The following is a 26,759-nucleotide window of genomic DNA, read 5'->3' on the forward strand; positions in this document are numbered from 1 at the left end:
ATGCAACTTGAAGTATGACGGGTATAGTTGTTATAAGCGCTATTACTCAGCCACTTGTCAGCATGAAAAATCCGCATAATCCCAGCGTTGACAGCATTCGCTACACATTTTATTTATAAAGACAGTTGTTGCGCCTGCACCGGTTTCTGTTCTGCCTTTGTGCCATGGTCGCTTTCTCTCTCCCTGACACGAGGTCGATATGACAGAACTAGTTGTCTCCAAATTTGGCGGAACCAGCGTTGCCGATTTTGATGCCATGAATCGCAGCGCTGACGTGGTGCTTTCCGACGCTAACGTTCGCTTAGTGGTGCTTTCCGCTTCCGCAGGTATTACCAATCTGCTGGTCGCCCTTGCAGAAGGGCTGGAACCGTCCGCACGTTTCGAAAAACTCGATGCCATTCGTAAAATTCAGTTCGATATCCTTGAGCGTCTGCGCTATCCGAACGTGATCCGCGAGGAGATCGAACGTCTGCTGGAAAATATCACCACCCTGGCGGAAGCCGCCTCGCTCGCGACCTCTCCGGCGTTGACGGATGAACTGGTCAGCCACGGTGAGCTGATGTCCACCCTGCTGTTTGTCGAGATCCTGCGTGAGCGTAACGTGCAGGCCCAGTGGTTCGATGTGCGTAAAGTGATGCGCACCAACGACCGCTTCGGGCGTGCTGAACCCGACGTTGCCGCGCTGGCCGAACTGGCAATGCTGCAATTAACCCCGCGTTTAGAGGAAGGTCTGGTCATTACCCAGGGCTTTATAGGTAGCGAACCCAAGGGCCGTACCACGACGCTGGGACGCGGCGGTAGCGACTACACGGCGGCACTGTTAGCTGAAGCGCTGCATGCCGCGCGAGTGGATATCTGGACGGACGTACCGGGTATTTACACCACCGATCCTCGCGTAGTACCGGAGGCGCAGCGCATTGACGAGATCGCCTTCGAAGAAGCGGCTGAAATGGCCACCTTCGGCGCAAAAGTTCTGCACCCGGCAACCTTACTGCCCGCAGTACGCAGCGATATCCCGGTGTTTGTTGGCTCCAGTAAAGAGCCGAAAGCAGGCGGAACGCTGGTGTGCAATAGAACCGAAAACCCGCCGCTATTCCGCGCGCTGGCGCTGCGTCGCAAACAGACGCTGCTGACCCTGCATAGCCTGAATATGCTGCACTCCCGCGGCTTTCTGGCCGAAGTGTTCGGCATCCTGGCGCGACACAATATCTCCGTTGATTTGATCACGACATCGGAAGTGAGCGTGGCATTAACCCTGGATACCACCGGCTCCACGTCAACCGGCGACACGCTGTTGACGCAGTCGCTGCTGATGGAACTGTCGGCCCTGTGCCGGGTAGAAGTTGAAGAGGGGCTGGCGCTGGTCGCGTTGATTGGCAACGACCTGTCAAAAGCCTGCGGCGTCGGCAAAGAAGTTTTCGGCGTACTGGAACCGTTTAACATCCGCATGATTTGCTACGGAGCTTCCAGCCACAACCTGTGCTTCCTGGTCCCGGGTACCGAGGCAGAACAGGTCGTGCAGAAACTGCACCATAATTTGTTTGAATGATGTAACTCCAGGTTTGGACAGGCCCAACACGGGCCTGTTTCACCCCACCACCGTCTCATACAGCAGCCTGTCGAGTTCCCGAACATCATCTTCCCGACTGTCCGGTAACGTGGGCGGGATTTCCCCTCGCGCCAGTTCTGCCAGGATAAACGCACGCAGTGGGGAAAACCACTGCGGCACCAGCGATTTTAGCGCCGCCACCGTTGCCTCATCCTGCTGATAAACCACCGGCGAATCCAGCCATTCGATCAGCGTCGGGTTTACACCTTTCAACAGTCCCAGGGCTTTTCGCCACTCCCAGCCGCGACTGCCGGTTTCATAGGCGTAAAGCACCTTTATGCCGTAACGCGTTTCAACCTCTTTGAGCTGCCGCAATAACCGTTCTCGCATTGCGCTACCCACTGAATTCATTGTCATTATTCTATCCTTTCACACACCACCTGACGCAGCGTATGCACAATTTCCACAAGCGTAGACTGCGCCGCCAGCACCCGGGACATCATTACCTCCCGGTTCTGCCGGGCAAAGTCCTGAGCCCATTCCACCGCTTCGATATAGTCGTTGTAATGACGACGACCTTCCTGGAAATAGGCCAGGTTTCTGTCCGGGAGATTCGCGATATGCTGCTTCATATCCTGCTGTGCCAGCGTGATAAACAGAGTACCGATCGCGTTTCCAACACCGCGCGAACCGCTGTGCAACATCACCCATACGCGCTACTGTTCATCCAGACAGATCTCAATAAAGTGGTTACCGGTTCCTAACGTTCCCAGATGCTGATGGTTATTGGTTTTCAGCAACTGCGGGTATTTATCAGTCAGGCGCTTAAAGCGCGGTGCCAGTTCTCCCCAGTGAGCACTCACTTCCTCCGGCGGCGTTTCCCAGGAGCCTTTAACAAGCTGATAGACCGCATCGAGCGTGTTGCGCTGCGCTCTGGCGACCCGATTCTGCTTACCGGCCCCACCGGGGCGGGGAAATCCTTCCTTGCTAAGCGTATTTATCAGCTTCGCCAGTCGCGACATCTGGTAGCCGGAAAGCGGGTGGCGGTGAACTGCGCGACTCTGCGTGGCGATAACGCCATGTCGACGCTGTTTGGTCATGTGAAGGGGGCATTCACAGATGCGCTGACGCCGCGAACCGGGCTTTTGCGGGAAGCCGACGGCGGCGTGCTGTTTCTGGATGAGATCGCCGGACTGGGGCTGGACGAGCAGGCGATGCTGTTAAAAGCCATTGAGGAAAAGACCTTTTTCCCGTTTGGCTCAGACAAAGAGGTGCGCAGCGATTTCCAGTTGATTGCGGGAACGCATCGGGATATGCCGCAATGGGTGGCGGAGAGACGTTTCCGCGAAGACCTTTACGCGCGAATTAATATGTGGAGCTTTGCCCTGCGCCCGGCCTCGCACAGCGGCGGGAAGATATTGCGCCAAACGTCGAGTTTGAACTCCAGCGATTTTCCACCAGCAAGCAAAACCAGATCCGCTTTGATAAAGAAGCGCGTGAACGCTATCTGGCGTTTGCCTGTTCACCTCAGGCGCAGTGGCGCGGCAATTTTCGCGAACTGAGCTCATCTGTTGCGCGAATGGCGACCCTGGCTGAACAGGGGCGCATCACATTAGCCTTTGTCGAGGAGGAAATTGCGATTTTACAGGGGAGCTGGCAGGTGTCGTCATCGCCTCCTGAACTGGACCTGGAGCTCGACCTTTTCGATCGCCACCAGTTAGAGACGGTGATTGAAGTCTGCCATCGTAGCGCGTCATTATCCGAAGCCGGGCGCGAACTTTTTGCCGTCTCACGGCAGAAAAAGCCAACCCCAACGACGCAGACCACCTGCGTAAGTATCTGGCGCGCTTTGGGCTGAGTTGGGAAGAGATTCGCGGTGGGTAATGCCAGTGCCAGTCTTTCTGCCGGATGACGGCGCTCTGCGCCTTATCCGGCCTACGAGGCCAGAACCCGTAGCCCCGATAAGCAAAGCACCATCGGGTACGCTATCCAACCTGAACTCTGACCGGTTTCCCAAGCCTCACCAACATCATCACCAATGAATCCAGTGTGAATTTGTTGGTTTTTTGATTAACCACATCAGAAACTCGTGGTCGGGAGATATTTAACTTTCTTGCGGCTTCCGTCTGTTTCAGTCGATTTTCATCAATCCAACCGGCAATTTCCTGCATGAGTTGTTGCTTCAAAAGGATGAGTTGCTCAACTTCGTGTTCAGCATCATGTTGCAATTGTGCGGCTTCAGATTCGCTAAAGCCCAACTCCGCAAAAATATTGGCCTCAGGCAAGGTAACGTGACGCGTTTTTTTATCTATAACGTTGTTCATAACTGACTCCTGCGCGTTTGCAGAACCGCGAGATAACGGACTTTCGCGATCCGTTTATCATGCTCCGATGTACGCTGCGTTTTCTTATTAAAGCAATGCAGTTCATAAATGGCGTTTTCAAGACGAGTCAGATAAAGGATCCGATAAGAGCCAGATTCATTTCTGAGCCTAATCTCTTCAACGCCTCTTCCGATTTCAGCCATGGGTTTCCAGTCAGCAGCTTCTAATCCCGCCTGTAAACGATGTAATTGAAACCCCGCATTTTTACGAATCGTTTCGGGAAAACTGCGTAAATCATCAAAAGAGCTTCCCACCCAGGCGATAGGTTTGAGAACCCGACTATTTTTTAGCATATCACATCCCTGTATAAAATTTTATACATTCACCATCACCAAACACCGCTTACGCTACTGTCGTGATGAAGAATCGTCATCGTGCGAAGGATTAATTTGCGAGGTGCTTTCAGGAGAAGTTTTATTTTTAAGGAATTACCGTACACTGAACGCTCTGGCTGACTGAGGGCACCCACATGGCACTCCCGCGCATTACCCAAAAAGAGATGACCGAGCGCGAACAGCGCGAGTTGAAGACGTTGTTGGATCGCGCGCGTATAGCGCACGGTCGTCCGCTGACTAACGCGGAAACCAACAGCGTGAAGAAAGAGTACATTGATAAACTGATGGCACTACGTGAAGCAGAAGCGAAAAAAGCCCGCCAGTTGAAGAAAAAGCAGGCTTATAAACCGGATTCCGAAGCGTCGTTTTCCTGGTCGGCGAATACGCCAACGCGCGGCAGACGTTAACGCCCTTTCTTCTTCCGCCCCGGCGAGGTGAAGCGTTTACCGTTTGCTGCCGGGCGTGCTTTCTCTTTTTCTGCCGATTTTTCGATCTTCACCACCGGGCGTTTAATCCCTGCGGTTTTCGGCTTCGCTTTTGCCTTCGGCTTCGCTTCCGACGATGAATTTTCGATGAGTTTGAACAGTTCGATCAGCTCATCATCCGTGAGGTCACGCCATTCACCGAGCGGCAATCCCGAAAGACCAACGTTCATGATGCGCGTGCGTTCAAGCTTCGTCACTTCATAGCCAAAGTGTTCGCACATGCGGCGGATCTGGCGGTTCAGCCCCTGGACCAGGGTGATGCGGAACACAAACGGTGCCTCTTTCTTGACCTTGCATTTTTTAGTGACGGTGCCAAGGATAGGAACACCCGCGCCCATGCCGCGAATAAACTCGTCGGTGACCGGCTTATCGACGGTGACCAGGTACTCTTTTTCGTGATCGTTACCGGCGCGCAGGATCTTGTTCACCAGATCGCCGTGGTTGGTCAGAAAGATCAGCCCCTGTGAGTCTTTATCCAGACGGCCAATCGGGAATACGCGTTTGCTGTGATTGACGAAATCAACAATGTTGTCGCGTTCGCTGTCTTCTGTCGTACTGACGATCCCCACTGGCTTGTTCAGCGCGATAAAAACCAGGTCTTCCGCTTCGCGTGGTTCTATCAACCGACCATTGACCTTAACCACATCACCTGGCATGACCTGATCGCCAATGGTGGCGCGCTTGCCATTAATGAAGACGTTTCCCTGTTCAATAAAGCGATCCGCTTCGCGACGCGAGCAGATTCCGCTTTCACTGATGTATTTGTTTAGACGAATAGATGAGTCGGGCAGCATATTACCTCCAAAACACACGTCATCCTTCAAGCTGCCTCTGCGTTGGCCGCACTCACTCTTCCCAGTCACATAGTTATCTATGCTCCTGAGCCTTCGTTCCCTTGCCGCCTTGATCCAACTTGAATGCTTTGGTGTATGAAAAAACGAAATATACCGCACCTCGCCCACGATAAAAAATAATCGTGAAAAAATGTCCTTCCACTATGTGTGATCCGGCACACCTTTCGACACAAAAGTGACCATGTTCAGAGAGTGCAACTTTGTCGAACGAAAACTAACAGAATCAACCAATTAGAGATTAAGGCACAATTGTGCCATAAACCAACTCCCACCACAGCATATGTGCAACACAAATCGCCATCTTTACCTCCTGAAATAAGAGAAAATCATTTTGTACTGCCGCTTTTATCAGGTTATATCAGATCAAGCAGACAGGAATGCGGTTTGCACAAATGTGCAGGAGTCTAAAGATGGCGGCGGAAAACAGTGATGATATTCGTCTGATCGTAAAAATAGCGCAGCTCTATTACGAACAGGATATGACTCAGGCGCAAATTGCCCGCGAGCTGGGGATTTATCGCACCACGATCAGTCGGCTGCTGAAGCGCGGTCGCGAGCAGGGCATCGTCACGATTGCCATCAATTACGACTACAACGATAACCTGTGGCTGGAACAGCAGTTAAAACAAAAATTTGGCCTCAAAGAGGCAGTGGTGGTCTCCTGCGATAGCGAGCAGGAAGAGGAACATTTAACGATGATGGGCGAACACGGCGCACAGTTACTGGAACGTTTGCTCGAACCCGGCGATATCATCGGATTTTCATGGGGACGCGCGGTAAGGGCGCTGGTCGAAGGGTTATCACCCTCAAGCCAGTCACGTCAGTTAATCTGCGTGCCGATTATCGGTGGCCCCTCCGGAAAACTGGAAAGTCGCTTTCACGTCAATACGCTGACTTACGGCGCGGCGGCAAAGCTGAAGGCAGAGTCGCACCTCGCTGACTTCCCGGCACTGCTGGAAAACCCGTTGATTCGCAACGGCATTATGCAGTCTCAGCATTTTAAAACCATCTCGGCCTACTGGGACAACCTGGACGTGGCGCTGGTTGGGATTGGATCACCAGCAATCCGTAACGGCGCAAACTGGCACGCCTTCTACGGCAGCGAAGAGAGTGACGACCTGCACGCCCGTCAGGTTGCCGGTGATATTTGTTCGCGCTTTTACGATATCAATGGTGTAACGGTCGAAACCAATATGAGTGAAAAAACGCTGTCCATCGAAACTAATAAATTAAAACAGGCGCGTTATTCGATCGGCATTGCAATGGGCGAAGAAAAACTCAGCGGCATTTTAGGTGCTTTGCGCGGGCATTATATTAACGGTTTAGTCACTAACAACCATACCGCCGAATTGCTATTGAAGTAAATAAATCTACCTTGATCCTGACGTAATTAAGTTTATGGAGGATCCCCTTATCTGAAGATGGGAGTCTGTTATGCAATCGTGGTTAAATCTACAGGATAAAGTCATTATTGTGACCGGTGGTGCATCGGGAATCGGTTTAGCGATCGTCGAAGAATTATTAGCCCAGGGCGCCAATGTGCAAATGGCGGATATTCACAGCGGCGAGGGAAAATATATTGGCCATGCCGGATATCAATTCTGGCCAACAGATATTTCCAGTGCCAAAGACGTGCATCATACCGTTGATGAAATTATTCAACGCTTCGGTCGTATTGACGGGCTAGTCAATAATGCCGGGGTTAATTTCCCGCGCCTTTTGGTCGATGAAAAAGCCCCCACCGGAAAATACGAATTAAACGAAGCCGCCTTCGAAAAAATGGTCAATATCAATCAGAAAGGCGTGTTTTTAATATCCCAGGCGGTGGCGCGGCAGATGGTCAAACAGCATGACGGCGTAATTGTTAACGTCTCCTCGGAAAGCGGACTGGAAGGCTCGGAAGGCCAGAGCTGCTATGCCGCCACCAAAGCTGCGCTTAACAGCTTTACCCGCTCCTGGTCGAAAGAGCTGGGTAAACACGGTATCCGCGTGGTGGGTATCGCCCCCGGTATCCTGGAGAAAACCGGCCTGCGCACGCCGGAGTATGAAGAAGCGCTGGCGTGGACCCGCAATATCACTGTTGAACAGCTACGCGAGGGCTACACCAAAAACGCCATCCCCATTGGCCGTTCGGGACGTTTAGCAGAAGTCGCTGATTTCGTTTGTTATTTACTGTCTGAACGCGCCAGCTACATAACCGGAGTAACCACTAACATCGCGGGTGGAAAAACGCGCGGTTAAGGAGACGTTATGGTCCATGCAATCTTCTGTGCTCACGGCAACCTGGCCTGCGCCATGCTGGAATCGGTGCAGATGGTCTACGGCGACACCCACGTTGAGGCGGTGGCGTTTGTCCCCGGAGAAAATGCCAGCGACATCGTGGTTAAGCTGGAAAAGTTAGTAAGCACCCACCCTCATGATGAATGGCTTATCGCCGTCGATCTACAGTGCGGCAGCCCCTGGAATGCCGCCGCCACGCTGGCGATGCGCAACCCGGCGATTCGCGTCATCAGTGGACTCTCTCTGCCACTGGCGCTGGAACTGGTGGATAACCAAAGCAGCATGAATGTGGATGAACTCTGCCAATACCTGACAGCCATCGCCCAACAGACCTGCGTTGTCTGGCAGCAACTGGAAACAGCCGAAGAGGATTTCTGATGAATATTACCCTTGCACGCATTGATGATCGCCTGATCCACGGTCAGGTCACTACCGTCTGGTCAAAGGTGGCAAATGCCCAGCGGATTATTATCTGCAACGACGAAGTGTATAACGACGAGGTGCGCCGTACGTTATTACGCCAGGCCGCCCCACCGGGGATAAAAGTCAACGTGGTAAATATCGAAAAAGCCGTTGCCGTTTACCATAACCCGCAGTACCAGAACGAAACCGTTTTTTATTTATTTACCCGACCACAGGACGCGTTAGCGATGGTTAAGCAGGGCGTGAAAATTGCCACCCTGAATATTGGCGGCATGGCCTGGCGCCCGGGTAAAAAACAGTTAACCAAAGCGGTTTCATTAGATGAAGAGGATATTAATGCGTTTCGTGAACTGGATAATTTAGGCGTTACGTTGGATTTACGCGTCGTCGCCTCCGATCCGTCTGTGAATATTTTAGAAAAAATAAAAGAAATTTCGTTCGCTGAATAATGAAAAGCGCCTGTATTTAAGGCCGGGATGATCACATTCAAAGGTGACCTATTATGGAAATCAGTACTCTACAAATTATTGCTATATTTCTCTTTTCCTGCATCGCAGGGATGGGCAGCGTGCTGGATGAGTTCCAGACCCATCGCCCATTAATTGCCTGTACGATGATTGGCCTGATCCTCGGCGATTTAAAAACCGGGGTGATTCTGGGCGGTACGCTGGAGCTGATCGCGCTGGGCTGGATGAACGTCGGTGCCGCGCAGTCGCCCGATTCCGCACTTGCCAGCATTATCTCGGCGATTCTGGTCATTGTCGGCCAACAGAGCATCGCTACCGGGATCGCCATCGCCCTGCCCGTTGCGGCGGCCGGTCAGGTGCTGACCGTGTTTGCCCGTACCATCACCGTGGCGTTCCAGCACGCAGCCGATAAAGCCGCAGAGGACGCGCGCTTTCGTACCATCGACTTTCTTCACGTTTCCGCGCTGGGTGTGCAGGCGCTACGCGTTGCCGTTCCGGCGTTAATTGTGTCGCTGTTTGTCAGCGCGGATATGGTCAGCAATATGCTGAACGCGATCCCGGAATTCGTCACCCGCGGCTTGCAGATTGCCGGTGGTTTTATCGTGGTGGTGGGTTACGCCATGGTGCTGCGCATGATGGGCGTGAAGTATCTGATGCCGTTCTTCTTCCTCGGCTTTATCGCCGGTGGCTACCTCGATTTCAGCCTGCTGGCCTTTGGCGGCGTTGGCGTGATTATCGCGCTGGTCTACCTCCAGCTTAACCCACAGTGGCGCAAAGCCGAACCACAGGCTCAGGCCACCTCTTCCACCGCACTCGACCAGCTTGAAGATTAATGGAGCCCATCATGGAACAGAAAAAACTGACCAAATCCGACCTGTTTAGCATGTTTCTTCGCTCCAACCTGCAGCAGGCGTCATTTAACTTTGAACGTATCCACGGGCTGGGCTTTTGCTATGACATGATCCCTGCCATCAAGCGGCTCTACCCGTTAAAAGAGGATCAGGTCGCGGCGCTCAGACGGCACCTGGTGTTCTTTAACACCACGCCTGCGGTGTGCGGCCCGGTGATTGGCGTGACCGCGGCGATGGAAGAAGCACGGGCAAACGGCGCGGAGATCGACGACGGTGCCATCAACGGCATCAAAGTCGGCCTGATGGGGCCGCTTGCCGGGGTGGGCGACCCGCTGGTGTGGGGCACCTTACGTCCGATCACTGCCGCCCTCGGCGCCTCGCTGGCGCTCTCCGGCAACGTGCTCGGCCCCATCCTCTTCTTCGTACTCTTCAACGCCGTCCGTCTGGCGATGAAATGGTACGGCTTGCAGATCGGTTTCAACAAAGGGGTCAATATCGTCAGCGATATGGGCGGCAACCTGCTGCAAAAACTGACCGAAGGGGCGTCGATTCTTGGCCTGTTCGTGATGGGTGTACTGGTCACCAAATGGACCAGCATCAACGTGCCGCTGATCGTCTCGCAAACGCCTGGTGCAGACGGTACGACCGTCACTATGACCGTGCAGAACATCCTCGATCAGCTCTGTCCCGGCCTGCTGGCGCTGGGCCTGACGATGCTGATGGTGCGCCTGCTCAACAAGAAAATTAACCCGGTATGGCTGATCTTCGCCCTGTTCGGTTTGGGGATTATCGGCAACGCGCTGGGCTTCCTGTCCTGACTGTTCGCCCCGGCGTCGCCCGGGGCTTATATCTACACTGAGGTGGAATTTATGTTAACAACGGCTCTTAGATTATATGGCAAACGCGATCTGCGTCTGGAAACGTTTGACCTTCCGCAGATGCAGGATGATGAAATCCTCGCCACGGTCGTGACCGACAGCCTGTGTCTCTCTTCCTGGAAAGAGGCCAATCAGGGGGAGGATCATAAGAAGGTGCCAAACGACGTGGCGACCAACCCGATCATCATCGGCCACGAATTTTGCGGTGATATTATTGCCGTCGGAAAAAAGTGGCAGCATAAATTTCAGCCCGGCCAGCGCTATGTGATTCAGGCGAACCTGCAACTGCCCGATCGCCCGGATTGCCCCGGCTACTCCTTCCCGTGGGTGGGCGGCGAAGCGACGCATGTACTGATTCCGAATGAGGTGATGGAGCAGGACTGCCTGCTGGCCTACGAAGGCGAAACCTACTTTGAAGGCTCGCTGGTTGAGCCGCTCTCCTGCGTGATCGGCGCATTCAACGCGAACTACCATTTGCAGGAAGGCACCTATAACCACAAGATGGGGATTCGTCCGCAGGGTCGCGCGCTGATCCTCGGCGGTACCGGGCCGATGGGGCTACTCGCAATTGACTACGCGCTGCATGGCCCGGTCAATCCTTCCCTGCTGGTCGTCACGGATAAACACACCGACAAGCTGGACTACGCCCGCAAGCATTATCCTTCAGAGCCGCAGACGCTGATTCATTATCTCCTGAGTCAGGACGCCTCTTACGACACGCTGATGGCACTGAGCGGCGGTCACGGTTTTGACGATATTTTTGTGTTCGTGCCTAACGAGCAGTTGGTGACGTTAGCCTCTTCCCTGCTCGCTCCCGACGGCTGCATGAACTTCTTCGCCGGTCCGCAGGACAAGCAGTTCAGCGCACCGGTAAATTTCTATGACGTTCATTACGCCTTTACCCACTATGTCGGTACATCGGGGGGGAATACCGAAGACATGCGTACGGCGGTAAAACTGATCGAAGAGAAGAAGGTGCAGGCGGCAAAAGTGGTAACGCATATTCTCGGCCTGAACGCCGCGGGTGAAACAACCCTGGAACTGCCAAAAGTCCGGGGTGGGAAAAAGCTGGTATATACCGGCAAAACAATGCCGCTCACCGCGCTCAATCAAATTAACGATCCTGAACTGCTCGCCATTATCGAACGTCGTCAAGGGATCTGGTCAAAAGAGGCCGAGGATTATTTGCTGGTGCACGCCGAAGATATTTAAGAGAGTAAGATCAACGAGCGCCTGGAACGGGCGCTCTTGATGATTCAGGGTTATGCAACGTACGTTTGTGGTTCAGCAAAAAGCTGCCGATCGGCTTTTTCTTCCAGAAGTGCAAGCGCCGGAATTAACTGGCTGATGTTCATCAGGCTATGGCCCAACCGACATAAGCTCTCTGAAGAAAAAATCTCCTGACGTTCGCCAGCGACGGTGACCAGACTTTCCCCGATAAAATTCAGCGTATGGTAAAGCCCAGCCAGTGCCTCTTTGCAGCCAAATGAGAGCGTGAGATTCTCATCGGTGGTGAGCTGGCGACAGTCAAGATGGCGAAAGGCGTCGGCCAAGGGAAAATGAAGCAGATTGGCTTCGGGCGGGAGAGAAAAAGACGCAGAACAGGCGTTAGTGGTACTATTAGCATCAGCCATAGCATTACCTCGTATAATGTTGTGGTTAAACGCCCCGATCGTGTTGCTGCACTATCGGGGCGTTGTCATTTTTAACGTGTGAGCGTAATGTGTCATCACACATATTCACACTACTCCAGTGTACTTTAGGTGTCAACACACATGAATGAAAGAAGAGGCAATCCCCCGTTTCAGTTCCGTCTGGATCCGGATCTTCGCAAAGCGATGGAAGAAGCGCAGCGACTGGATGGCGATGAATCACTGGCAGCATGGATCAAACGGGTGATTCGCAAGGAACTAAAGCAGAAAGGGATTGAGGTGTAGGGTTGTGCTGTGCGCCAAATTTGGTTGGTCCGCTTTGAGCGAAGAGCGGACATTCTTGTACAAAGTATGGCGTCGGATTACAGTGAGATCATTGATTGATAAGTGAGTCGAATCAGAACAGTAGCCAATGAAACAAAAACTTCGCAAACGTAACCAAGACTGGATATCAAGGCAATTGCAACGTGCGCAAAAAGAGGAAATGCCGTTAAGTTTCTTTATTAACTTTCCCTCAATACGAGCAACTGCTTGTAATGGTGAGCGCCTTAAACGGCGTGGTCGTCTCAAGCCGGACTGGAGTCGCGCATTGTTTCATCAGGGTTGGGGAGAAGTGCCGATTGTTGGGCCAAAAGGTACAGTTTACTGGTTTGAGGGATTTGATAAGGAACAGTTACCTGTTGAATGGGTGCCGCTGTGGGAAGATGCCTGAATGTATTGGTCTCACAGTGTAACACACCATCAACTCTTATAGTCTGCTGTGAGCGAAATGCGGTCTGGAACGAACAGTTAACGCTCAAAAACAATAAATCATGAAAAATATCGAAGAGTTACGCGCAGAACTTCTCAAAATCGGTGAAAGAATTGGAGGTGGAATAAGACCCAATTATTACTTCACCATCCCTGATAGACCTGACGGTATGGCGACTCCATACCTGGAAATTCATTGCAAAGAATATCATTTCATTGTCAATGAAAGAGGTGCCGAAATAGCGCGTAAAGTAACCCTTAGTGATGATGAGATTCTTTATTGGTTTGTTGAGTGTGGTGTGGTAGGTCTAGCTACAGAGTATGCAGCCATGAATAGCTCACCTGAAACGGAATTCAGGTATGTTTATTTTCGTAAACAATATAGTTTAATGCTCTCTATCAAACCTGAATGGGCAACAAGGAAGCGCAGAGAATTTACAGAAATCCTTAGTGGACAGGTTTAAAAAGGTCACAGAATTTCTCAGAAACGTCGTGATCATCAGTTTGATTCCAGCAACACTGCTCCCAGAACTAAGCATCCAACGTCCGCTTCTGGCACAAAGCGGAAGTAGTGGCATACCGAATTTAGCCACCTAAACAGCAGTGTGAATAGTCTACTCCTGGTCCCAGGCCACCTATCCCTTCATTATTCCCTTATCACGCATTTATCAATCTCCACTCGATATCCTGCTTAATCACCGAATCAACACGCCTGGTATTGCAAAGCGCTTTCCGGTTTCCCTTGTGCAACATTTCCTTTCCTCAATGATTTGCTAACCTCCCCTCCCTTCTTGCCAAAAAAGCTTGTAGTTTATAAAATACAAGGATGAGTTTGATGGAAATATTACAAACTTCGGTTTTCCAGCGCTGGGAGCGGAACTTAAAGGACCGTAGAGCGAAAACACTTATTGCCTCACGTCTTTTTCGGGTGGCAAATGGGTTAGCTGGTGATGTGAGGCCAGTCGGTGAAGGGATTAGCGAATTGCGTATTCATTACGGTCCTGGTTATCGGATTTACTTCAAGCAGCATGGAGATGCCATCATCATATTGTTATGTGGTGGTGATAAAAGCTCGCAGAAGAGTGATATCGCACTTGCCAAAATAATCGACAACACTTTGAACTATAAGGAGATAGCAAGCCATGAATAAGCTTACTCAATACGATCCCGCCGCTGCGCTGGTCGATGACGACGAAATTGCTGTATTTATGGCAGATGCCCTGGAAACGGGTGATGCGGCTTACATAGCAAAAGCGCTCGGCGTGGTGGCTCGCGCAAAAGGCATGGCAAACATTGCGGCTGAAACCGGCTTATCACGCGAACAGCTTTATCGTTCATTCAGTGACAAAGGCAACCCCACGCTTAAAACCACGCTGGCGGTGATGAAGGCGCTGGGTATTGGATTAACTGTTAAAACATGAACTTTGACTCTCTCCCCCCAAGCCCTTTCCCACATCGTGAGCCACGTCAGTAAGCGAGTAGACTTCCAGTGTTAGCATGTGCCCCGGTTAATTTTTCGATGACATGGAGAAACGATGGAACTGCTTTTATTGAGTAACTCAACGCTGCCGGGTAAGGGCTGGATGGAACATGCGCTGCCGCTGATTGCAGAACAGCTGAACGGTCGCCGCTCAGCGGTGTTTATTCCGTTCGCCGGCGTGACGCAAACCTGGGATGAGTACACGGCAAAAACGGCAGCCATCTTTGCGCCAATGGGCGTCAACGTGGTGGGCATTCATACGGTAGCCGATCCGGTTGCGGCCATTGAAAATGCCGAGGTGGTAATTGTTGGCGGCGGTAATACCTTCCAGCTTTTGAAAGAGAGCCGTGAACGCGGGCTGCTGGCCCCGGTTGTTGACGTGGTGAAACGCGGCGCGCTATACATCGGCTGGAGCGCAGGTTCTAACCTCGCCTGCCAGACGATTCGTACCACTAACGATATGCCGATTGTTGATCCCAAAGGCTTTGACGCGCTGGGTCTGTTCCCGCTCCAGATTAACCCACATTTCACCAACGCGCTGCCGGAAGGGCATAAAGGCGAAACGCGCGAACAGCGTATTCGCGAGCTGCTGGTTGTCGCCCCAGAACTGACGGTGATTGGTTTGCCGGAAGGGAACTGGATCAAGGTGAGCAATGGTCAGGCGGTACTTGGCGGCCCAAACACCACGTACGTGTTCAAAGCTGGTGAAGAAGCGGTTGCGCTGGAAGCAGGGCACCGTTTTTAAGCGAGAAGAGTTGATGCCGGATGGCGGCTACGCCTTATCCGGCCTACGGTAGGCCCGGTAAGCGTCAGCGCCACCGGGCAACATCTCATCTGTCTTCGTTAGTACTCACGCTCGTCGTCCTCATCCGGCTGTTCCAGCACGCTGTAGGCAACCGAACAGAACAGTGAATTCAGACGCTGCATATCGCCTAATAATCCCAGATGCAGAGAACTGGTTTCGATACTCTGCACGTTCTGCTGATGCAGGCGATCAACATGCGCGTGGGAATATCGACGGTTCAGAATGCGAAAACGGTGCTTGCTGCGACGCAGGCGACGGGCGCTGGTGACGTCGCCGGAGAAAAACACCGACATCGCCAGTTGCAGGTTGCTCAGCAGTTGATCGTAAAGGGCATCCAGCTCTTTTAACCCTTCAACGGAGAACGCTCGCCGCGCCGCCAGCGATTTGTCGGCAATCTCACTGCCCATCCGTTCGACAATATCCGACGCCTGCTCCAGGTTTAGCGACATCTCGATGATCTCCGCCCAGCGGCGAGATTCCTCTTCTGCCAGTTCCTCTTTCGGCATTCGCGCCAGATAGAGCTTGATGGCGGTATACAGCACGTTGATATCGTCCGCCATTTTGCGCAGCTCTTTCTCTTCACGCGGCTCGCCGTGCATCACCCTTTTCAGCCCTTCCATCATCTGCTCCATCGCGTCGCCGATGCGCAGCGCTTCACGGGCGGCATTGGCCAGCGCCAGCGTTGGCGTGTCCAGCGCGCTGACGTCCAGGTGCTTCGGCTTCAGATGGGCGTCCAGTTCCGGCTCGTCGCGAATCAAACGCTGGCAAAGCCGCGCCATCGGTCCGGCAAAGGGAATCATCGCCAGGCAGCGCACCAGGTTGTAGAAGACGTGGAAGTAAATCACCAGTTCGGACTTCGGCAGCGGCAGTTCATCCATCAGGTTCGCCAGCGGATGCACGAACGGCAGAATGATAAGGCTACCCACCAGCTTGAACAGCAGACTGCCGAGCGCCACGCGCCGGGCGGCGGCGTTGGCAGCACTGTTGTTGAGCATCGCCAGCAGGCCAGAGCCGAGGTTGGCGCCAATCACCAGACACAGCGCCACCGGGAAAGAGATAATCCCCGCGGCCGTCAGGGTCGCCGTCAGCAGCACCGCCGCAAGGCTGGAGTAACTGATTATGGCAAACATCGCGCCAATCAGCGCATCAAGCATGATATCGCCGGTGAGCGAGGCGAAAATCACCTGCACGCCATTAGCCTGGGTGATCGGCGTGACGGCCTGGACGATCAGCTCCAGCGCCAGCAAAATCAGTCCCAGACCGATACCCACACGCCCCAGTTGCCCGGCGCGCGACTGCTTACGCCCCAGGAAGAAGATCACGCCGATAAAAATCAGCAGCGGCGACAGCCACGATAAGTCGAAGGTGAGAATACGCGCCATTAGCGCGGTCCCCACGTCAGCACCCAGCACAATCACCAGCGCCGGCGTCAAGGCAACCAAATCCTGGGCGACAAACGACGTCACCAGCATGGTGGTGGCGTTACTGCTTTGCACCAGCGCAGTAACGCCAATTCCCGCGCAGAAGGCGAGAGGTTTCTTTTCAACGCTACGGCTAAGAACGGTACGCAAGCGAGCGCCAAAAACGCGCATGACGCCAGTACGCACAATATGGGTGCCCCATACCAAGAGGGCCACGGCAGAAAGCAGGTGAAGCAGGGTTAACACGGAATTGGGCACTCCTTATCTTTATCGTTTTTCTGTAGTTAGCTTACGGTGAATCGCCTGATGGCGGCGTAAACGCCTTATCAGGCCTACGTGTTGGCCGGATAAGCGAAGCGCCATCCGGCAAAAATCGACGGAACTCTGCTCAAGTATAAGGGTTTAATTGTAAGAAAGAGACAAGGCGCTCAGTGAGCGCCCTGTTTGTTGTAAGGAAAAGTATTTCCCGTGCGACGGTCAGTCGGCATCGTAGCCTAAATTCGGTGCCAACCAGCGCTCCACTTCTGCCACGCTCATCCCTTTTCGGAAGGCATAGTCTTCAACCTGATCGCGCTGAATCTGCGCCACTGCATAATATTTGCTGTCAGGGTGGCTGAAGTACCAGCCGGAAACCGACGCACCGGGCCACATGGCGAAAGACTCGGTGAGCTTCATGCCGGTGTGTTTTTCCACATCCAGCAGTTGCCAGATGGTGCCCTTCTCGGTGTGTTCCGGACAGGCCGGATAGCCCGGTGCCGGACGAATGCCCTGATAGTTTTCGCGGATCAGCTCTTCGTTGCTCAGGTTCTCGTAAGGCGCATAGCCCCAGTAAACCTTACGCACGCGCTCGTGCAGGTACTCCGCAAAGGCTTCCGCCAGACGGTCGGCGATCGCTTTCACCATGATCTTATTGTAATCATCGTGCTGCGCTTCAAACGCTTCCGCCAGGGCATCCTCTTCCAGTCCACCGGTGACCGCAAAGGCGCCGATGTAGTCCGCTTTTCCAGACAGCTTCGGTGCCACGAAGTCAGACAGGCAGTAGTTGGCAAAGCCGACCTTCTCCGTTTGCTGACGCAGATGATGGCTGACGGTCAGAACGTGGGTGCGGGTTTCATCACGATAAATTTCGATATCGTCGCCCACGCGGTTCGCCGGGAACAGCCCCACCACGCCACGCGGGTTGAGTGTTTTCTCGGCGCTGAGTTTATCCAGCAAATCATTGGCGTCCTGGAACAGGCGTTTGGCCTCTTCACCCACCACTTCGTCTTCAAGAATACGCGGGTATTTCCCGGCCAGCGACCAGGTCATGAAGAACGGGGTCCAGTCGATATAGTTACGCAGCGTTTCAATGCTCGCTTCCACTTCCTGTACGCCCAGTCGGTGCGCTACCGGCGGCGTGTAACTCTCCCAGTCAAAAGCGAGATCGTTATCCCGAGCGGCGGCAAGCGTCACCGGTGGCGTGCGTGGTTTTTTACGCCCATGTTGGATACGCACGGTTTCATACTCTTTACGAGTGCGGGCAACAAAGTCATCGCGCTGGGTATCGGACAAGAGTGCAGCCACGACGCCCACCGTGCGCGACGCGTTCTGTACGTAGACCGTCGGGCCACTGTAGTTCTGCTCGATTTTCACCGCCGTGTGTGCTTTCGAGGTGGTCGCGCCGCCAATCAGCAACGGAATGGTAAAACCCTGACGCTCCATCTCTTTCGCCACGTTAACCATTTCGTCCAACGACGGGGTGATCAAACCGGAAAGACCGATCAGGTCGGCATTCACTTCGCGCGCGGTTTTGAGGATTTTCTCTGCGGGTACCATCACGCCGAGATCGACGATTTCGTAGTTATTACACTGCAGCACCACGCCAACAATGTTTTTGCCGATATCGTGGACGTCGCCTTTTACCGTGGCGATCACCATTTTGCCGTTACTGGAGCCCTTCTCTTTGCTGGCTTCAATAAACGGTTCCAGGTAGGCCACCGCCTGCTTCATCACGCGGGCAGATTTCACCACCTGCGGCAGGAACATTTTGCCTTCGCCGAACAGATCGCCGACGACGTTCATTCCGTCCATCAGCGGCCCTTCGATCACCTCAATCGGGCGTGTGGCCTGCTGGCGGGCTTCTTCAGTATCCTGTTCAATAAACTCGGTGATGCCTTTCACCAGCGAGTATTCAAGGCGTTTTTTAACGTCCCAGGAGCGCCATTCCGCCTGCTGAATGTTGACCGCCTCATCCGACTTACTGCCGCGGTACTTCTCTGCCAGATCCAGCAGACGCTCAGTGCCGTCGTCGCGGCGGTTGAGGATCACATCTTCCACCGCGTCGCGCAGTTCTGCGGGCAGATCGTCATAAATCGCCAGTTGCCCGGCGTTCACAATCCCCATGTCCATCCCGTTACGAATCGCGTAATAGAGGAACACGGCGTGGATAGCTTCACGCACCGGATCGTTGCCACGGAAGGAGAACGAGACGTTGGAAACGCCACCGGAGATCAGCGCATGCGGCAGTTCGCGTTTGATGTCCTCACACGCGCCGATAAAGTCCTGCGCGTAGTTGTTGTGTTCTTCAATACCGGTGGCAACGGCAAAAATGTTCGGGTCGAAAATGATGTCTTCCGGCGGGAAGCCCACCTCTTCGGTGAGAATTTTGTACGCCCGACGACAGATTTCGATTTTGCGCGCACGGGTATCGGCCTGACCTTGTTCATCAAAAGCCATCACGACCACCGCCGCACCGTAACGCCGCAGCAATTTCGCGTGGTGGGTAAAGGTTTCCACGCCCTCCTTCATCGAGATGGAGTTAACGATGCCTTTCCCCTGAATGCACTTCAGCCCTTTCTCGATGACTTCCCACTTCGAGGAGTCAATCATGATTGGCACGCGGGCAATATCGGGTTCACCCGCAATCAGGTTGAGGAAACGTACCATCGCCGCTTCGGCATCGAGCATCCCCTCGTCCATGTTGATATCAATGATCTGCGCGCCGCTTTCCACCTGCTGACGAGCCACGTCCAGCGCTTCACTGTATTTTTCTTCTTTGATCAGGCGCTTAAATTTGGCGGAGCCGGTGACGTTGGTCCGCTCGCCGACGTTCACAAACAGGCTGTCGTCGCCTATGTTCAGCGGTTCGAGGCCGGACAGGCGACAGGCGACCGGGATTTCAGGCAGCTTGCGTGGCGGTAGGCCTTCTACCGCACGGCTCATGGCGGCAATATGTTCCGGGGTGGTACCACAGCAGCCGCCGACAATATTCAGGAAACCGGCCTCCGCCCACTCACGGATTTGCGCTGCCATGGTGTCAGCATCCAGATCGTATTCCCCGAAGGCGTTCGGCAGTCCGGCGTTTGGGTGCGCGGTGACGTAGCATTCGGCGATGCGCGACAGTTCCTGCACGTACTGACGCAGTTCATCCGGTCCTAAAGCACAGTTAAGGCCAAAGGTGAGCGCCTCAGCGTGGCGCAGCGAGTTGTAAAACGCTTCGGTCGTCTGGCCGGAGAGCGTACGGCCAGAGGCGTCGGTAATGGTGCCGGAAATCATGATCGGCAGATCGACGCCCAGCGCTTCGAATTCTGCTTTGACAGCGAATATCGCTGCTTTGGCGTTCAGGGTGTCAAAGACGGTTTCAATCAGGATCAGGTCCGCGCCCCCTTCCACCAGCGCTTTGGTGGATTCACGGTAAGCCGCCACCAGCTGATCAAAGGAGACATTACGGAAGGCCGGGTCGTTCACATCTGGCGAAATTGACGCAGTGCGGTTGGTCGGGCCGAGAACGCCTGCCACATAGCGCGGTTTTTCTGGTGTGCGCGCTGTCCACTCATCAGCGCAGGCACGCGCCAGTTTCGCCGCCGCAAAGTTGATTTCCGCCGACAGGGATTCCATCTGGTAATCCGCCATCGCAATGGTGGTGGAGTTGAATGTGTTGGTTTCGATGATATCCGCGCCTGCTTCGAAGTAGGCGTTGTGAATCGCGCTGATGACATCTGGCTTGCTGAGCACCAGCAGGTCGTTATTGCCTTTCAGATCGCACGGCCAGTCAGAAAAGCGCTCACCCCGGAAATCGTCTTCACTCAGACGGTAGCTCTGGATCATGGTGCCCATGCCGCCATCCAGCACCAGAATACGTTCATTTAACTGCGCACGCAGTTGCTTCACTTTGCTACTCACACTCGCTCCCGACAACGCTCAACCAGACCGAAAAAATATCAACAGGTCATACTGGCATAATCCTGTCTGACGTAAAAGAGAACAACAGGCAACATGAGACAAGTTCAGCTTCACTCATCCGATCAGTTCAACACTTCTTGCATTATAATTGAATAAAACGAAAATGATTTCCACGATACAGAAAAGGAGTCTGCCATGGTTGCCACCGTACCCGCGAAACGCGGTAGAAAACCCGCCGCGACGACAGCCCCCGCCGCCGGACAGGTTCAGTCGCTCACCCGCGGTCTGAAATTGCTGGAGTGGATTGCAGAATCCAACGGCAGCGTCGCGTTGACCGAGCTGGCACAGCAGGCAGGCTTGCCCAATTCCACGACCCACCGTTTGCTGACCACCATGCAACAGCAGGGCTTTGTGCGTCAGGTGGGCGATCTCGGGCACTGGGCGGTAGGTGCGCATGCGTTTATCGTCGGCAGCAGCTTTTTGCAGAGCCGCAACCTGCTGGCCATCGTCCACCCGATCCTGCGTCGCCTGATGGAAGACTCTGGCGAAACGGTAAACCTGGCGGTGCTGGACCAGAGCGACCATCAGGCCATTATTATCGACCAGGTCCAGTGTACCCAACTGATGCGCATGTCGGCGCCCATCGGCGGCAAGCTCCCGATGCATGCCTCCGGCGCGGGTAAAGCGTTTCTGGCACAGCTGAGCGAAGAACAAGTGACGCAACTGCTGCACCGTAAAGGGCTGCATGCCTATACCCATGCGACGCTGGTTTCTCCTGTGCATTTAAAAGATGACCTCGCCCAGACCCGCAAACGCGGCTATTCGTTTGATGATGAAGAACACGCGCTCGGCCTGCGCTGCGTGGCGTCGTGCATTTACGACGAGCACCGCGAGCCGTTTGCTGCCATCTCTATCTCTGGGCCGATTTCGCGTATTACCGACGACCGGGTGACCGAGTTTGGTGCGATGGTGATCAAGGCAGCGAAAGAAGTAACGCTGGCGTACGGCGGAATTCGTTAATCAAGAAGCCCCATCGGGAATGGGGCATCATGCAGTATGTCGCACATTGCCGGATGGCGGCGCAAGCGCCTTATCCGGCCTACGGTCGGTTTCATAACGTACGCTGAACCGTTGCTTACGGCGGTAAGCGTAAACATCCTCCACATGCCCTTCCCGAATCCGCGTCTGTAACGCTCGCCAGTAGTCGGCGCGAAACAGGTCGGCGTGCATCTCTTCAAACAGCGGCCCGATGCGCGGATCGGCACAAAGCCAGTGGCGAAACTCCTCCGGGAATACATCGCCCGGCGACACGCTGTACCAGGGCTCGGCGCTCATCTCATCTTCCGGATAGCGTGCCTTCGGGATGTCGCGGAAGTTCACTTCCGTCATGTAGCAAATTTCATCGTAGTCATAGAACACCACGCGGCCATGGCGGGTGACGCCAAAGTTTTTGAACAGCATGTCGCCGGGGAAAATATTGGCGGCGGCGAGCTGGCGTATTGCGTTACCGTATTCTTCAATGGCATCCCGTAGCTGCTGGCCTTCTACCTGCTCCAGCCAGATATTCAGCGGTACCATCCGGCGTTCAATGTACAAATGGCGGATAACGATCTGGTCGCCGAGGTCAGTTATTTTTCCCGGCGCATCTTCCAGCAGTAGCGACATCAGCGCCGGATCGATTTGCCGTTTATCCAGTACAAAGTTTTCGAATTCCTGGGTATCCGCCATGCGCCCCACGCGGTCATGCTCTTTAACCAGCTGATAGCAGGCGCGGACGTGGGCGGCAGACATCTCTTTTTGCGGGGCAAACTTGTCTTTGATGATTTTGAAAACCCGATCAAAGCCCGGAAGCGTGAACACCAGCATCACCATGCCGCGAATACCCGGCGCTTCGATGAATTGCTCGTTACAACCGCGCAGGTACAGCAAATACTCACGATAGCTCTCCGTCTTCGCATGCTTCTGGCAGCCTATCGCCATATATAATTCAGCGGTGGTCTTTCCTGGCAGGATCTCCCGCAGCCACTCCACCAGCGCGGCAGGCAGTGGCGCATAAACCATGAAATAAGAGCGGGCGAATCCGAACACAATGCTGGCTTCAGCCGTCGTGGTCAGGCAGGTATCGACAAACAGCTCGCCTTCCTCGGTGCGGTGAATGGGCAGCAAAAAAGGCAACGTGCCGGAAGGCGTAACACACTTGCCGACCAGCCAGGCGGCTTTGTTGCGATAGAAAAGCTCGTTAGCCACCTGCAAATGGCACTGCGGCAGCGCATCCGCACCAAAGGTTTCGTTCAAATGGTTGATAATGTAGCGAATGTCACGACTTTTATTCTGCCACGGCAGACGCAGCGGCAGATCGCTCAGTACCCGCATCAGCAGGGGGTCCCAGCCGTGATCGGGAAAGAAATCTTTAGCCAGCGGGCGAGGAATGGTGCGAAAGCGGCGCTCCGGCTGTGAGCTAAAAATATAAAGCCGCTCGGGTGTAAGCGAACGGTGGTCAAACAGACGACAGTAGACGGAGTTAAAAAAACTCTCAGCAATTTCGAAGCGCGGATAATCCGGCAGGAGTCGGGTGTAATGATCTTTCACGCGGAGCAAAAAATCCGCATCCGTACTTTTACCCTCGGTGATACAGCGCAGTTGTTCCACCACCAACCCCACATGGTGATCGTAGAGGTGGATACGCTGTTTCATCGCCTGCTGGACGGCATGCCAGTCGGCCTGTTCAAAGCGCTGCTGCGCGCCGGAGGTGACTTCCAGAAATCGGCCATACTGCGCGTCAAAGCCTTGCAGGATGGTTTGAGCAATCAGTAATTCCAGGCCTCGCGACATCGCCTTCCCTCATGCAGAGCAGATGTTGCCGGATGGCGCATACGCTTATCCGGCCTACACGCTTTCGTAGGCCCGGTAAGCATCGCGCCACCGGGCATCAGATCATCAGAACTGCGATTCTTCCGTCGAGCCCGTCAATGCGGTGACTGAAGATGTGCCGCCCTGAATAATGGTGGTGACCTTGTCGAAATAGCCGGTGCCCACCTCCTGCTGGTGGGAAACGAAGGTATAACCGTCTTTGCCAGCGGCGAACTCCGGCTGTTGAACCTTCTCCACGTAGTGCTTCATGCCCTCGCCTTGTGCGTAGGAACGCGCCAGGTCGAACATGTTGAACCACATGCTGTGAATCCCCGCCAGGGTGATGAACTGGTATTTGTAACCCATGTCGGACAGTTGCTGCTGGAAGCTGGCGATAGTTTTATCATCCAGGTTTTTCTGCCAGTTGAACGACGGCGAGCAGTTATAGGCCAGCAGTTTGCCCGGGTATTTCGCATGAATGGCGTCGGCAAAGCGCTTCGCCAGTTCCAGATCCGGCGTGGAGGTTTCGCACCATACCAGGTCCGCATACGGCGCGTAGGCCAGGCCACGGCTGATTGCCTGTTCAATGCCAGCGCGCGTACGGAAGAACCCTTCACTGGTGCGCTCACCGGTAATGAATTCGCTGTCATACGGGTCGCAATCGGAAGTGATCAGGTCCGCCGCGTCAGCATCGGTACGAGCAATGACCAGCGTCGGGACGCCCATCACATCCGCAGCCAGACGCGCCGCCACCAGTTTCTGAATGGCTTCCTGCGTCGGTACCAGCACTTTACCGCCCATATGCCCGCACTTCTTCACTGACGCCAGCTGATCTTCGAAGTGAACAGCCGCTGCACCGGCTTCAATCATCGATTTCATCAGTTCAAAGGCGTTTAACACACCGCCAAATCCGGCTTCAGCATCAGCCACGATCGGCAGGAAGTAATCTACATACCGAGGATCGTTGGGCTCAATGCCGCTGGACCATTGGATCTGATCCGCGCGGCGAAAGGTGTTGTTGATCCGATCCACGACCGCCGGAACGGAGTTCGCCGGGTAGAGGGACTGATCCGGGTACATGCTGGAAGCCAGGTTGGCGTCCGCCGCGACCTGCCAGCCCGACAGATAGACCGCTTCAATGCCCGCTTTCGCCTGTTGCAATGCCTGACCGCCGGTCAGCGCGCCGAGGCTATTGATATAGCCTTTTTTGGATTCGCCGTGCAGCAGACGCCACATTTTGGCAGCGCCCAGTTGCGCCAGTGTGCATTCCGGGTTGACCGAGCCGCGTAATTTCACCACTTCCTCCGCGCTATATGGACGGGTAATGCCTTCCCAGCGCGGTTGGGTCCATTCTTTTTGTAATTCTTCAATTTGTTGAGTACGGGTTTTCATGTGCAGATGCTCCATATTGTCATGTGGTGAATTACGCCAGCAGGCGGTAGCCTGGCAAGGTCAGGAAGTCGATTAATTCGTCAGAGGTGGTGATCTGCTCCATCAGGCGTGCGGCATCGTCGAAGCGGCCGCTGCTGTAGCGGTGTTCGCCCAACTCCTCCTGAATCACCCGCATCTCTTCAGCCAGCATCTGGCGGAACAGGGCTTTGGTAACCGGTTTGCCGTTGCTCAGCGTTTTCTCGTGGTGGATCCACTGCCAGATGGAGGTACGGGAGATTTCCGCCGTTGCGGCATCTTCCATCAGGCCATAAATCGGTACGCAGCCGTTGCCGGAGATCCACGCTTCGATGTACTGCACGGCAACGCGAATGTTGGCGCGCATCCCTTCTTCAGTGCGTTCGCCTTCACACGGTGCCAGAAGCTGTTCAGCGGTAATCGGCGCATCGTCTTCGCGGGTGACGAAAAGCTGGTTTTTGTTTTCGCCCAGCACGTCGTTGAATACCGCCATTGCGGTATCTGCCAGCCCCGGATGCGCGATCCAGGTTCCGTCGTGACCGTTGCTGGCTTCCAGCGCTTTGTCGGCTTTCACTTTGTTAAGCACCTGAGTATTACGCTCGGCATCTTTGCTCGGAATAAACGCCGCCATACCGCCCATCGCGAAGGCACCGCGTTTGTGGCAGGTTTTGATCAGCAGACGTGAATAGGCGCTGAGGAATGGCTTGTCCATCGTCACAACCTGACGGTCCGGCAGGACGCGGTCGGGATGATTCTTCAACGTTTTGATATAGCTGAAAATATAATCCCAGCGACCGCAGTTCAGACCCACGATGTGATCGCGCAGCGCATGGAGGATCTCATCCATCTGGAAAACCGCGGGCAGGGTTTCGATCAGCAGCGTGGCTTTGATCGTGCCGCGCGGCAGGTTGAAACGATCTTCAGCATAGCTGAATACGTCGCTCCACCAGGCCGCTTCCTGCCATGCCTGTGTTTTCGGCAGGTAAAAATAGGGGCCGCTGCCTTTCGCCAGCAACGCCTGGTAGTTATGGAAGAAATAGAGCGCAAAGTCGATCAAACTGCCAGGGATGGCTTCGCCGCGCCAGGTGACGTGTTTTTCTGGCAGGTGCAGTCCACGAACACGGCAAATCAGGAGCGCCGGATCTGGCTTCAACTGATAGATTTTACCGGCTTCGTTGGTGTAGCTGATGGTGCCGTTAACCGCATCTCGCAGATTAATATGCCCGTCGATGACTTTGTTCCACTCTGGTGCCAGTGAATCCTCAAAGTCGGCCATAAACACTTTCACGTTAGCGTTCAGAGCGTTGATAACCATCTTGCGTTCAACCGGCCCGGTGATCTCTACCCGGCGATCCTGCAAATCTTCAGGAATACCGCGAATCTTCCAGTCACCGTTACGAATGGAAGCCGTTTCCGAAATGAAATCTGGCAGCTTGCCATCATCAATATCCTGCTGCTGCTGAATACGCGCTGCCAGCAGTTTGTTCCGCTTAGGCGTAAAGCGCACCACCAGTTCGGTGAGAAATTCTACGGCATCTGCGGTGAGGATCTGATTCTCTGCCTCACCGAATGGTCTGGTGAAGATCAATTCATCGGTGGTTGTTGCCTGTTGATTCATTCTTTAACTCCTCGTCATTGTTCAGATCACATCCCAATGCGAACGAAGGATCGTTGTGCGCTTTTCGTTCAGCACAACTAAGACTACTCAATTAAATTCCAAAATCAAA

General features: G+C 54.0%; 26 protein-coding genes and 2 pseudogenes. 17 read left to right on the plus strand and 11 right to left on the minus strand.

Annotated elements, in window-relative coordinates:
- The first annotated feature begins 199 nt into the window (after positions 1 to 199).
- A complete protein-coding gene (gene lysC, locus HVY19_RS19045) occupies positions 200 to 1,549 on the plus strand; it encodes a lysine-sensitive aspartokinase 3 (protein WP_181682157.1) in 1,350 nt (449 codons plus the stop codon).
- A 39-nt stretch (positions 1,550 to 1,588) separates the two neighbouring features.
- On the opposite strand, the gene HVY19_RS19050 is transcribed toward lysC, so the two are convergent.
- Both HVY19_RS19050 and HVY19_RS19055 read right to left on the minus strand, forming a co-directional pair.
- Positions 1,589 to 1,966, minus strand: coding sequence for a nucleotidyltransferase domain-containing protein (locus tag HVY19_RS19050; protein ID WP_181682158.1), 378 nt, complete (start codon positions 1,964 to 1,966; stop codon positions 1,589 to 1,591).
- Between the two features lie 47 nt (positions 1,967 to 2,013).
- A pseudogene (locus HVY19_RS19055) lies at positions 2,014 to 2,553 on the minus strand (RtcB family protein); the annotation flags it as partial.
- On the opposite strand from HVY19_RS19055, the pseudogene HVY19_RS19060 reads away from it, so the two are divergent.
- Positions 2,440 to 3,433: pseudogene (locus HVY19_RS19060) on the plus strand (sigma 54-interacting transcriptional regulator); the annotation flags it as partial. The pseudogenes HVY19_RS19055 and HVY19_RS19060 overlap by 114 nt on opposite strands.
- Before the next feature lie 101 nt (positions 3,434 to 3,534).
- On the opposite strand, the gene HVY19_RS19065 reads toward HVY19_RS19060, so the two are convergent.
- Both HVY19_RS19065 and HVY19_RS19070 read right to left on the minus strand, forming a co-directional pair.
- Positions 3,535 to 3,873 carry an XRE family transcriptional regulator gene (locus tag HVY19_RS19065; protein ID WP_181682159.1) on the minus strand — a complete coding sequence of 113 codons (339 nt, stop codon included), beginning with the start codon at positions 3,871 to 3,873 and terminating at the stop codon, positions 3,535 to 3,537.
- Positions 3,870 to 4,226: a type II toxin-antitoxin system RelE/ParE family toxin gene (locus HVY19_RS19070; RefSeq protein WP_181682160.1), complete on the minus strand. Its 357-nt coding sequence runs from the start codon at positions 4,224 to 4,226 to the stop codon at positions 3,870 to 3,872. Before HVY19_RS19070 ends, HVY19_RS19065 begins: the two co-directional genes overlap by 4 nt.
- Before the next feature lie 176 nt (positions 4,227 to 4,402).
- Here HVY19_RS19070 and HVY19_RS19075 point away from each other — a divergent pair, with 176 nt between their 5' ends.
- Positions 4,403 to 4,675, plus strand: a complete 273-nt coding sequence (locus HVY19_RS19075) for a DUF3811 domain-containing protein (protein WP_181682161.1) — start codon at positions 4,403 to 4,405, stop codon at positions 4,673 to 4,675.
- On the opposite strand, the gene rluF is transcribed toward HVY19_RS19075, so the two are convergent.
- Complete coding sequence (rluF, locus tag HVY19_RS19080; RefSeq protein ID WP_181682162.1) at positions 4,672 to 5,547, minus strand: 23S rRNA pseudouridine(2604) synthase RluF; 876 nt, start codon at positions 5,545 to 5,547, stop codon at positions 4,672 to 4,674. The two genes, HVY19_RS19075 and rluF, sit on opposite strands and share 4 nt — an antisense overlap.
- Before the next feature lie 470 nt (positions 5,548 to 6,017).
- On the opposite strand from rluF, the gene HVY19_RS19085 reads away from it, so the two are divergent.
- The 7 genes from HVY19_RS19085 to sorE all read left to right on the plus strand — a co-directional run bounded on the left by HVY19_RS19085 (position 6,018) and on the right by sorE (position 11,718).
- Complete coding sequence (locus tag HVY19_RS19085) at positions 6,018 to 6,971, plus strand: sugar-binding transcriptional regulator (RefSeq protein ID WP_181682163.1); 954 nt, start codon at positions 6,018 to 6,020, stop codon at positions 6,969 to 6,971.
- A gap of 70 nt (positions 6,972 to 7,041) precedes the next feature.
- Entirely contained in the window at positions 7,042 to 7,848 is an 807-nt protein-coding gene (locus HVY19_RS19090) for an SDR family oxidoreductase (protein WP_181682164.1), read from the plus strand.
- Positions 7,849 to 7,857: 9 nt separating this feature from the next.
- Positions 7,858 to 8,265: a mannose/fructose/sorbose PTS transporter subunit IIA gene (locus HVY19_RS19095; protein WP_181682165.1), complete on the plus strand. Its 408-nt coding sequence runs from the start codon at positions 7,858 to 7,860 to the stop codon at positions 8,263 to 8,265.
- Positions 8,265 to 8,759: a mannose/fructose/sorbose PTS transporter subunit IIB gene (locus tag HVY19_RS19100; protein ID WP_181682166.1), complete on the plus strand. Its 495-nt coding sequence runs from the start codon at positions 8,265 to 8,267 to the stop codon at positions 8,757 to 8,759. Before HVY19_RS19095 ends, HVY19_RS19100 begins: the two co-directional genes overlap by 1 nt.
- A 53-nt stretch (positions 8,760 to 8,812) precedes the next feature.
- On the plus strand, positions 8,813 to 9,610 hold the full coding sequence (locus HVY19_RS19105; protein WP_181682167.1) for a PTS mannose/fructose/sorbose transporter subunit IIC: 798 nt from the start codon (positions 8,813 to 8,815) through the stop codon (positions 9,608 to 9,610).
- 11 nt (positions 9,611 to 9,621) lie between these two features.
- Entirely contained in the window at positions 9,622 to 10,446 is an 825-nt protein-coding gene (locus HVY19_RS19110; protein ID WP_181682168.1) for a PTS system mannose/fructose/sorbose family transporter subunit IID, read from the plus strand.
- A 51-nt stretch (positions 10,447 to 10,497) separates the two neighbouring features.
- Complete coding sequence (gene sorE / locus HVY19_RS19115; protein WP_181682169.1) at positions 10,498 to 11,718, plus strand: L-sorbose 1-phosphate reductase; 1,221 nt, start codon at positions 10,498 to 10,500, stop codon at positions 11,716 to 11,718.
- A gap of 50 nt (positions 11,719 to 11,768) precedes the next feature.
- Here the strand turns inward: sorE and HVY19_RS19120 are convergent, their stop codons facing one another.
- On the minus strand, positions 11,769 to 12,140 hold the full coding sequence (locus HVY19_RS19120; protein WP_181682170.1) for a hypothetical protein: 372 nt from the start codon (positions 12,138 to 12,140) through the stop codon (positions 11,769 to 11,771).
- 141 nt (positions 12,141 to 12,281) lie between these two features.
- On the opposite strand from HVY19_RS19120, the gene HVY19_RS19125 reads away from it, so the two are divergent.
- The 6 genes from HVY19_RS19125 (at position 12,282) to pepE (ending at position 15,133) form a co-directional block, all read left to right on the plus strand.
- Positions 12,282 to 12,443 carry a hypothetical protein gene (locus tag HVY19_RS19125; RefSeq protein ID WP_181682171.1) on the plus strand — a complete coding sequence of 54 codons (162 nt, stop codon included), beginning with the start codon at positions 12,282 to 12,284 and terminating at the stop codon, positions 12,441 to 12,443.
- 127 nt (positions 12,444 to 12,570) lie between these two features.
- A complete protein-coding gene (locus tag HVY19_RS19130; RefSeq protein WP_087603053.1) occupies positions 12,571 to 12,870 on the plus strand; it encodes a hypothetical protein in 300 nt (99 codons plus the stop codon).
- Positions 12,871 to 12,970: 100 nt separating this feature from the next.
- Entirely contained in the window at positions 12,971 to 13,372 is a 402-nt protein-coding gene (locus HVY19_RS19135) for an Imm63 family immunity protein (RefSeq protein ID WP_181682172.1), read from the plus strand.
- Positions 13,373 to 13,740: 368 nt separating this feature from the next.
- Positions 13,741 to 14,058, plus strand: a complete 318-nt coding sequence (locus HVY19_RS19140; protein WP_181682173.1) for a type II toxin-antitoxin system RelE/ParE family toxin — start codon at positions 13,741 to 13,743, stop codon at positions 14,056 to 14,058.
- Positions 14,051 to 14,329, plus strand: coding sequence for an addiction module antidote protein (locus tag HVY19_RS19145; RefSeq protein WP_181682174.1), 279 nt, complete (start codon positions 14,051 to 14,053; stop codon positions 14,327 to 14,329). Before HVY19_RS19140 ends, HVY19_RS19145 begins: the two co-directional genes overlap by 8 nt.
- Positions 14,330 to 14,443: 114 nt before the next feature.
- Positions 14,444 to 15,133, plus strand: a complete 690-nt coding sequence (gene pepE, locus HVY19_RS19150) for a dipeptidase PepE (protein WP_181682175.1) — start codon at positions 14,444 to 14,446, stop codon at positions 15,131 to 15,133.
- Between the two features lie 98 nt (positions 15,134 to 15,231).
- On the opposite strand, the gene HVY19_RS19155 is transcribed toward pepE, so the two are convergent.
- Together HVY19_RS19155 and metH are read right to left on the minus strand one after the other, a co-directional pair.
- The gene (locus tag HVY19_RS19155) at positions 15,232 to 16,860 is read right to left on the minus strand and encodes a Na/Pi cotransporter family protein (protein ID WP_181682176.1); all 1,629 of its coding nucleotides are present in this window, start codon (positions 16,858 to 16,860) and stop codon (positions 15,232 to 15,234) included.
- A gap of 231 nt (positions 16,861 to 17,091) precedes the next feature.
- Positions 17,092 to 20,775: a methionine synthase gene (metH, locus tag HVY19_RS19160; RefSeq protein ID WP_181682177.1), complete on the minus strand. Its 3,684-nt coding sequence runs from the start codon at positions 20,773 to 20,775 to the stop codon at positions 17,092 to 17,094.
- 195 nt (positions 20,776 to 20,970) lie between these two features.
- Between metH and iclR the strand changes: the two genes are divergently transcribed.
- A complete protein-coding gene (gene iclR, locus HVY19_RS19165; protein WP_181682178.1) occupies positions 20,971 to 21,795 on the plus strand; it encodes a glyoxylate bypass operon transcriptional repressor IclR in 825 nt (274 codons plus the stop codon).
- Between the two features lie 27 nt (positions 21,796 to 21,822).
- Here iclR and aceK read toward each other — a convergent pair whose 3' ends face one another.
- From aceK to aceB, 3 genes are all read right to left on the minus strand, one after another.
- Positions 21,823 to 23,607, minus strand: a complete 1,785-nt coding sequence (aceK, locus tag HVY19_RS19170) for a bifunctional isocitrate dehydrogenase kinase/phosphatase (protein ID WP_181682179.1) — start codon at positions 23,605 to 23,607, stop codon at positions 21,823 to 21,825.
- A 105-nt stretch (positions 23,608 to 23,712) separates the two neighbouring features.
- Complete coding sequence (gene aceA, locus HVY19_RS19175) at positions 23,713 to 25,017, minus strand: isocitrate lyase (RefSeq protein WP_181682180.1); 1,305 nt, start codon at positions 25,015 to 25,017, stop codon at positions 23,713 to 23,715.
- Positions 25,018 to 25,048: 31 nt separating this feature from the next.
- Positions 25,049 to 26,650, minus strand: coding sequence for a malate synthase A (gene aceB, locus HVY19_RS19180; protein ID WP_181682181.1), 1,602 nt, complete (start codon positions 26,648 to 26,650; stop codon positions 25,049 to 25,051).
- Positions 26,651 to 26,759: the final 109 nt, after the last annotated feature.

The organism is Citrobacter sp. RHB25-C09 (assembly GCF_013836145.1).
Taxonomy (GTDB): Bacteria; Pseudomonadota; Gammaproteobacteria; order Enterobacterales; family Enterobacteriaceae; genus Citrobacter_A.

Bases quoted from the DNA above. Each gene is read 5' to 3' on its own strand.
- lysC (WP_181682157.1), top strand. From the start codon at position 200: ATGACAGAACTAGTTGTCTCCAAATTTGGCGGAACCAGCGTTGCCGAT.
- HVY19_RS19050 (WP_181682158.1), bottom strand. From the start codon at position 1,966: ATGACAATGAATTCAGTGGGTAGCGCAATGCGAGAACGGTTATTGCGG.
- HVY19_RS19065 (WP_181682159.1), bottom strand. From the start codon at position 3,873: ATGAACAACGTTATAGATAAAAAAACGCGTCACGTTACCTTGCCTGAG.
- HVY19_RS19070 (WP_181682160.1), bottom strand. From the start codon at position 4,226: ATGCTAAAAAATAGTCGGGTTCTCAAACCTATCGCCTGGGTGGGAAGC.
- HVY19_RS19075 (WP_181682161.1), top strand. From the start codon at position 4,403: ATGGCACTCCCGCGCATTACCCAAAAAGAGATGACCGAGCGCGAACAG.
- rluF (WP_181682162.1), bottom strand. From the start codon at position 5,547: ATGCTGCCCGACTCATCTATTCGTCTAAACAAATACATCAGTGAAAGC.
- HVY19_RS19085 (WP_181682163.1), top strand. From the start codon at position 6,018: ATGGCGGCGGAAAACAGTGATGATATTCGTCTGATCGTAAAAATAGCG.
- HVY19_RS19090 (WP_181682164.1), top strand. From the start codon at position 7,042: ATGCAATCGTGGTTAAATCTACAGGATAAAGTCATTATTGTGACCGGT.
- HVY19_RS19095 (WP_181682165.1), top strand. From the start codon at position 7,858: ATGGTCCATGCAATCTTCTGTGCTCACGGCAACCTGGCCTGCGCCATG.
- HVY19_RS19100 (WP_181682166.1), top strand. From the start codon at position 8,265: ATGAATATTACCCTTGCACGCATTGATGATCGCCTGATCCACGGTCAG.
- HVY19_RS19105 (WP_181682167.1), top strand. From the start codon at position 8,813: ATGGAAATCAGTACTCTACAAATTATTGCTATATTTCTCTTTTCCTGC.
- HVY19_RS19110 (WP_181682168.1), top strand. From the start codon at position 9,622: ATGGAACAGAAAAAACTGACCAAATCCGACCTGTTTAGCATGTTTCTT.
- sorE (WP_181682169.1), top strand. From the start codon at position 10,498: ATGTTAACAACGGCTCTTAGATTATATGGCAAACGCGATCTGCGTCTG.
- HVY19_RS19120 (WP_181682170.1), bottom strand. From the start codon at position 12,140: ATGGCTGATGCTAATAGTACCACTAACGCCTGTTCTGCGTCTTTTTCT.
- HVY19_RS19125 (WP_181682171.1), top strand. From the start codon at position 12,282: ATGAATGAAAGAAGAGGCAATCCCCCGTTTCAGTTCCGTCTGGATCCG.
- HVY19_RS19130 (WP_087603053.1), top strand. From the start codon at position 12,571: ATGAAACAAAAACTTCGCAAACGTAACCAAGACTGGATATCAAGGCAA.
- HVY19_RS19135 (WP_181682172.1), top strand. From the start codon at position 12,971: ATGAAAAATATCGAAGAGTTACGCGCAGAACTTCTCAAAATCGGTGAA.
- HVY19_RS19145 (WP_181682174.1), top strand. From the start codon at position 14,051: ATGAATAAGCTTACTCAATACGATCCCGCCGCTGCGCTGGTCGATGAC.
- pepE (WP_181682175.1), top strand. From the start codon at position 14,444: ATGGAACTGCTTTTATTGAGTAACTCAACGCTGCCGGGTAAGGGCTGG.
- iclR (WP_181682178.1), top strand. From the start codon at position 20,971: ATGGTTGCCACCGTACCCGCGAAACGCGGTAGAAAACCCGCCGCGACG.
- aceK (WP_181682179.1), bottom strand. From the start codon at position 23,607: ATGTCGCGAGGCCTGGAATTACTGATTGCTCAAACCATCCTGCAAGGC.
- aceA (WP_181682180.1), bottom strand. From the start codon at position 25,017: ATGAAAACCCGTACTCAACAAATTGAAGAATTACAAAAAGAATGGACC.
- aceB (WP_181682181.1), bottom strand. From the start codon at position 26,650: ATGAATCAACAGGCAACAACCACCGATGAATTGATCTTCACCAGACCA.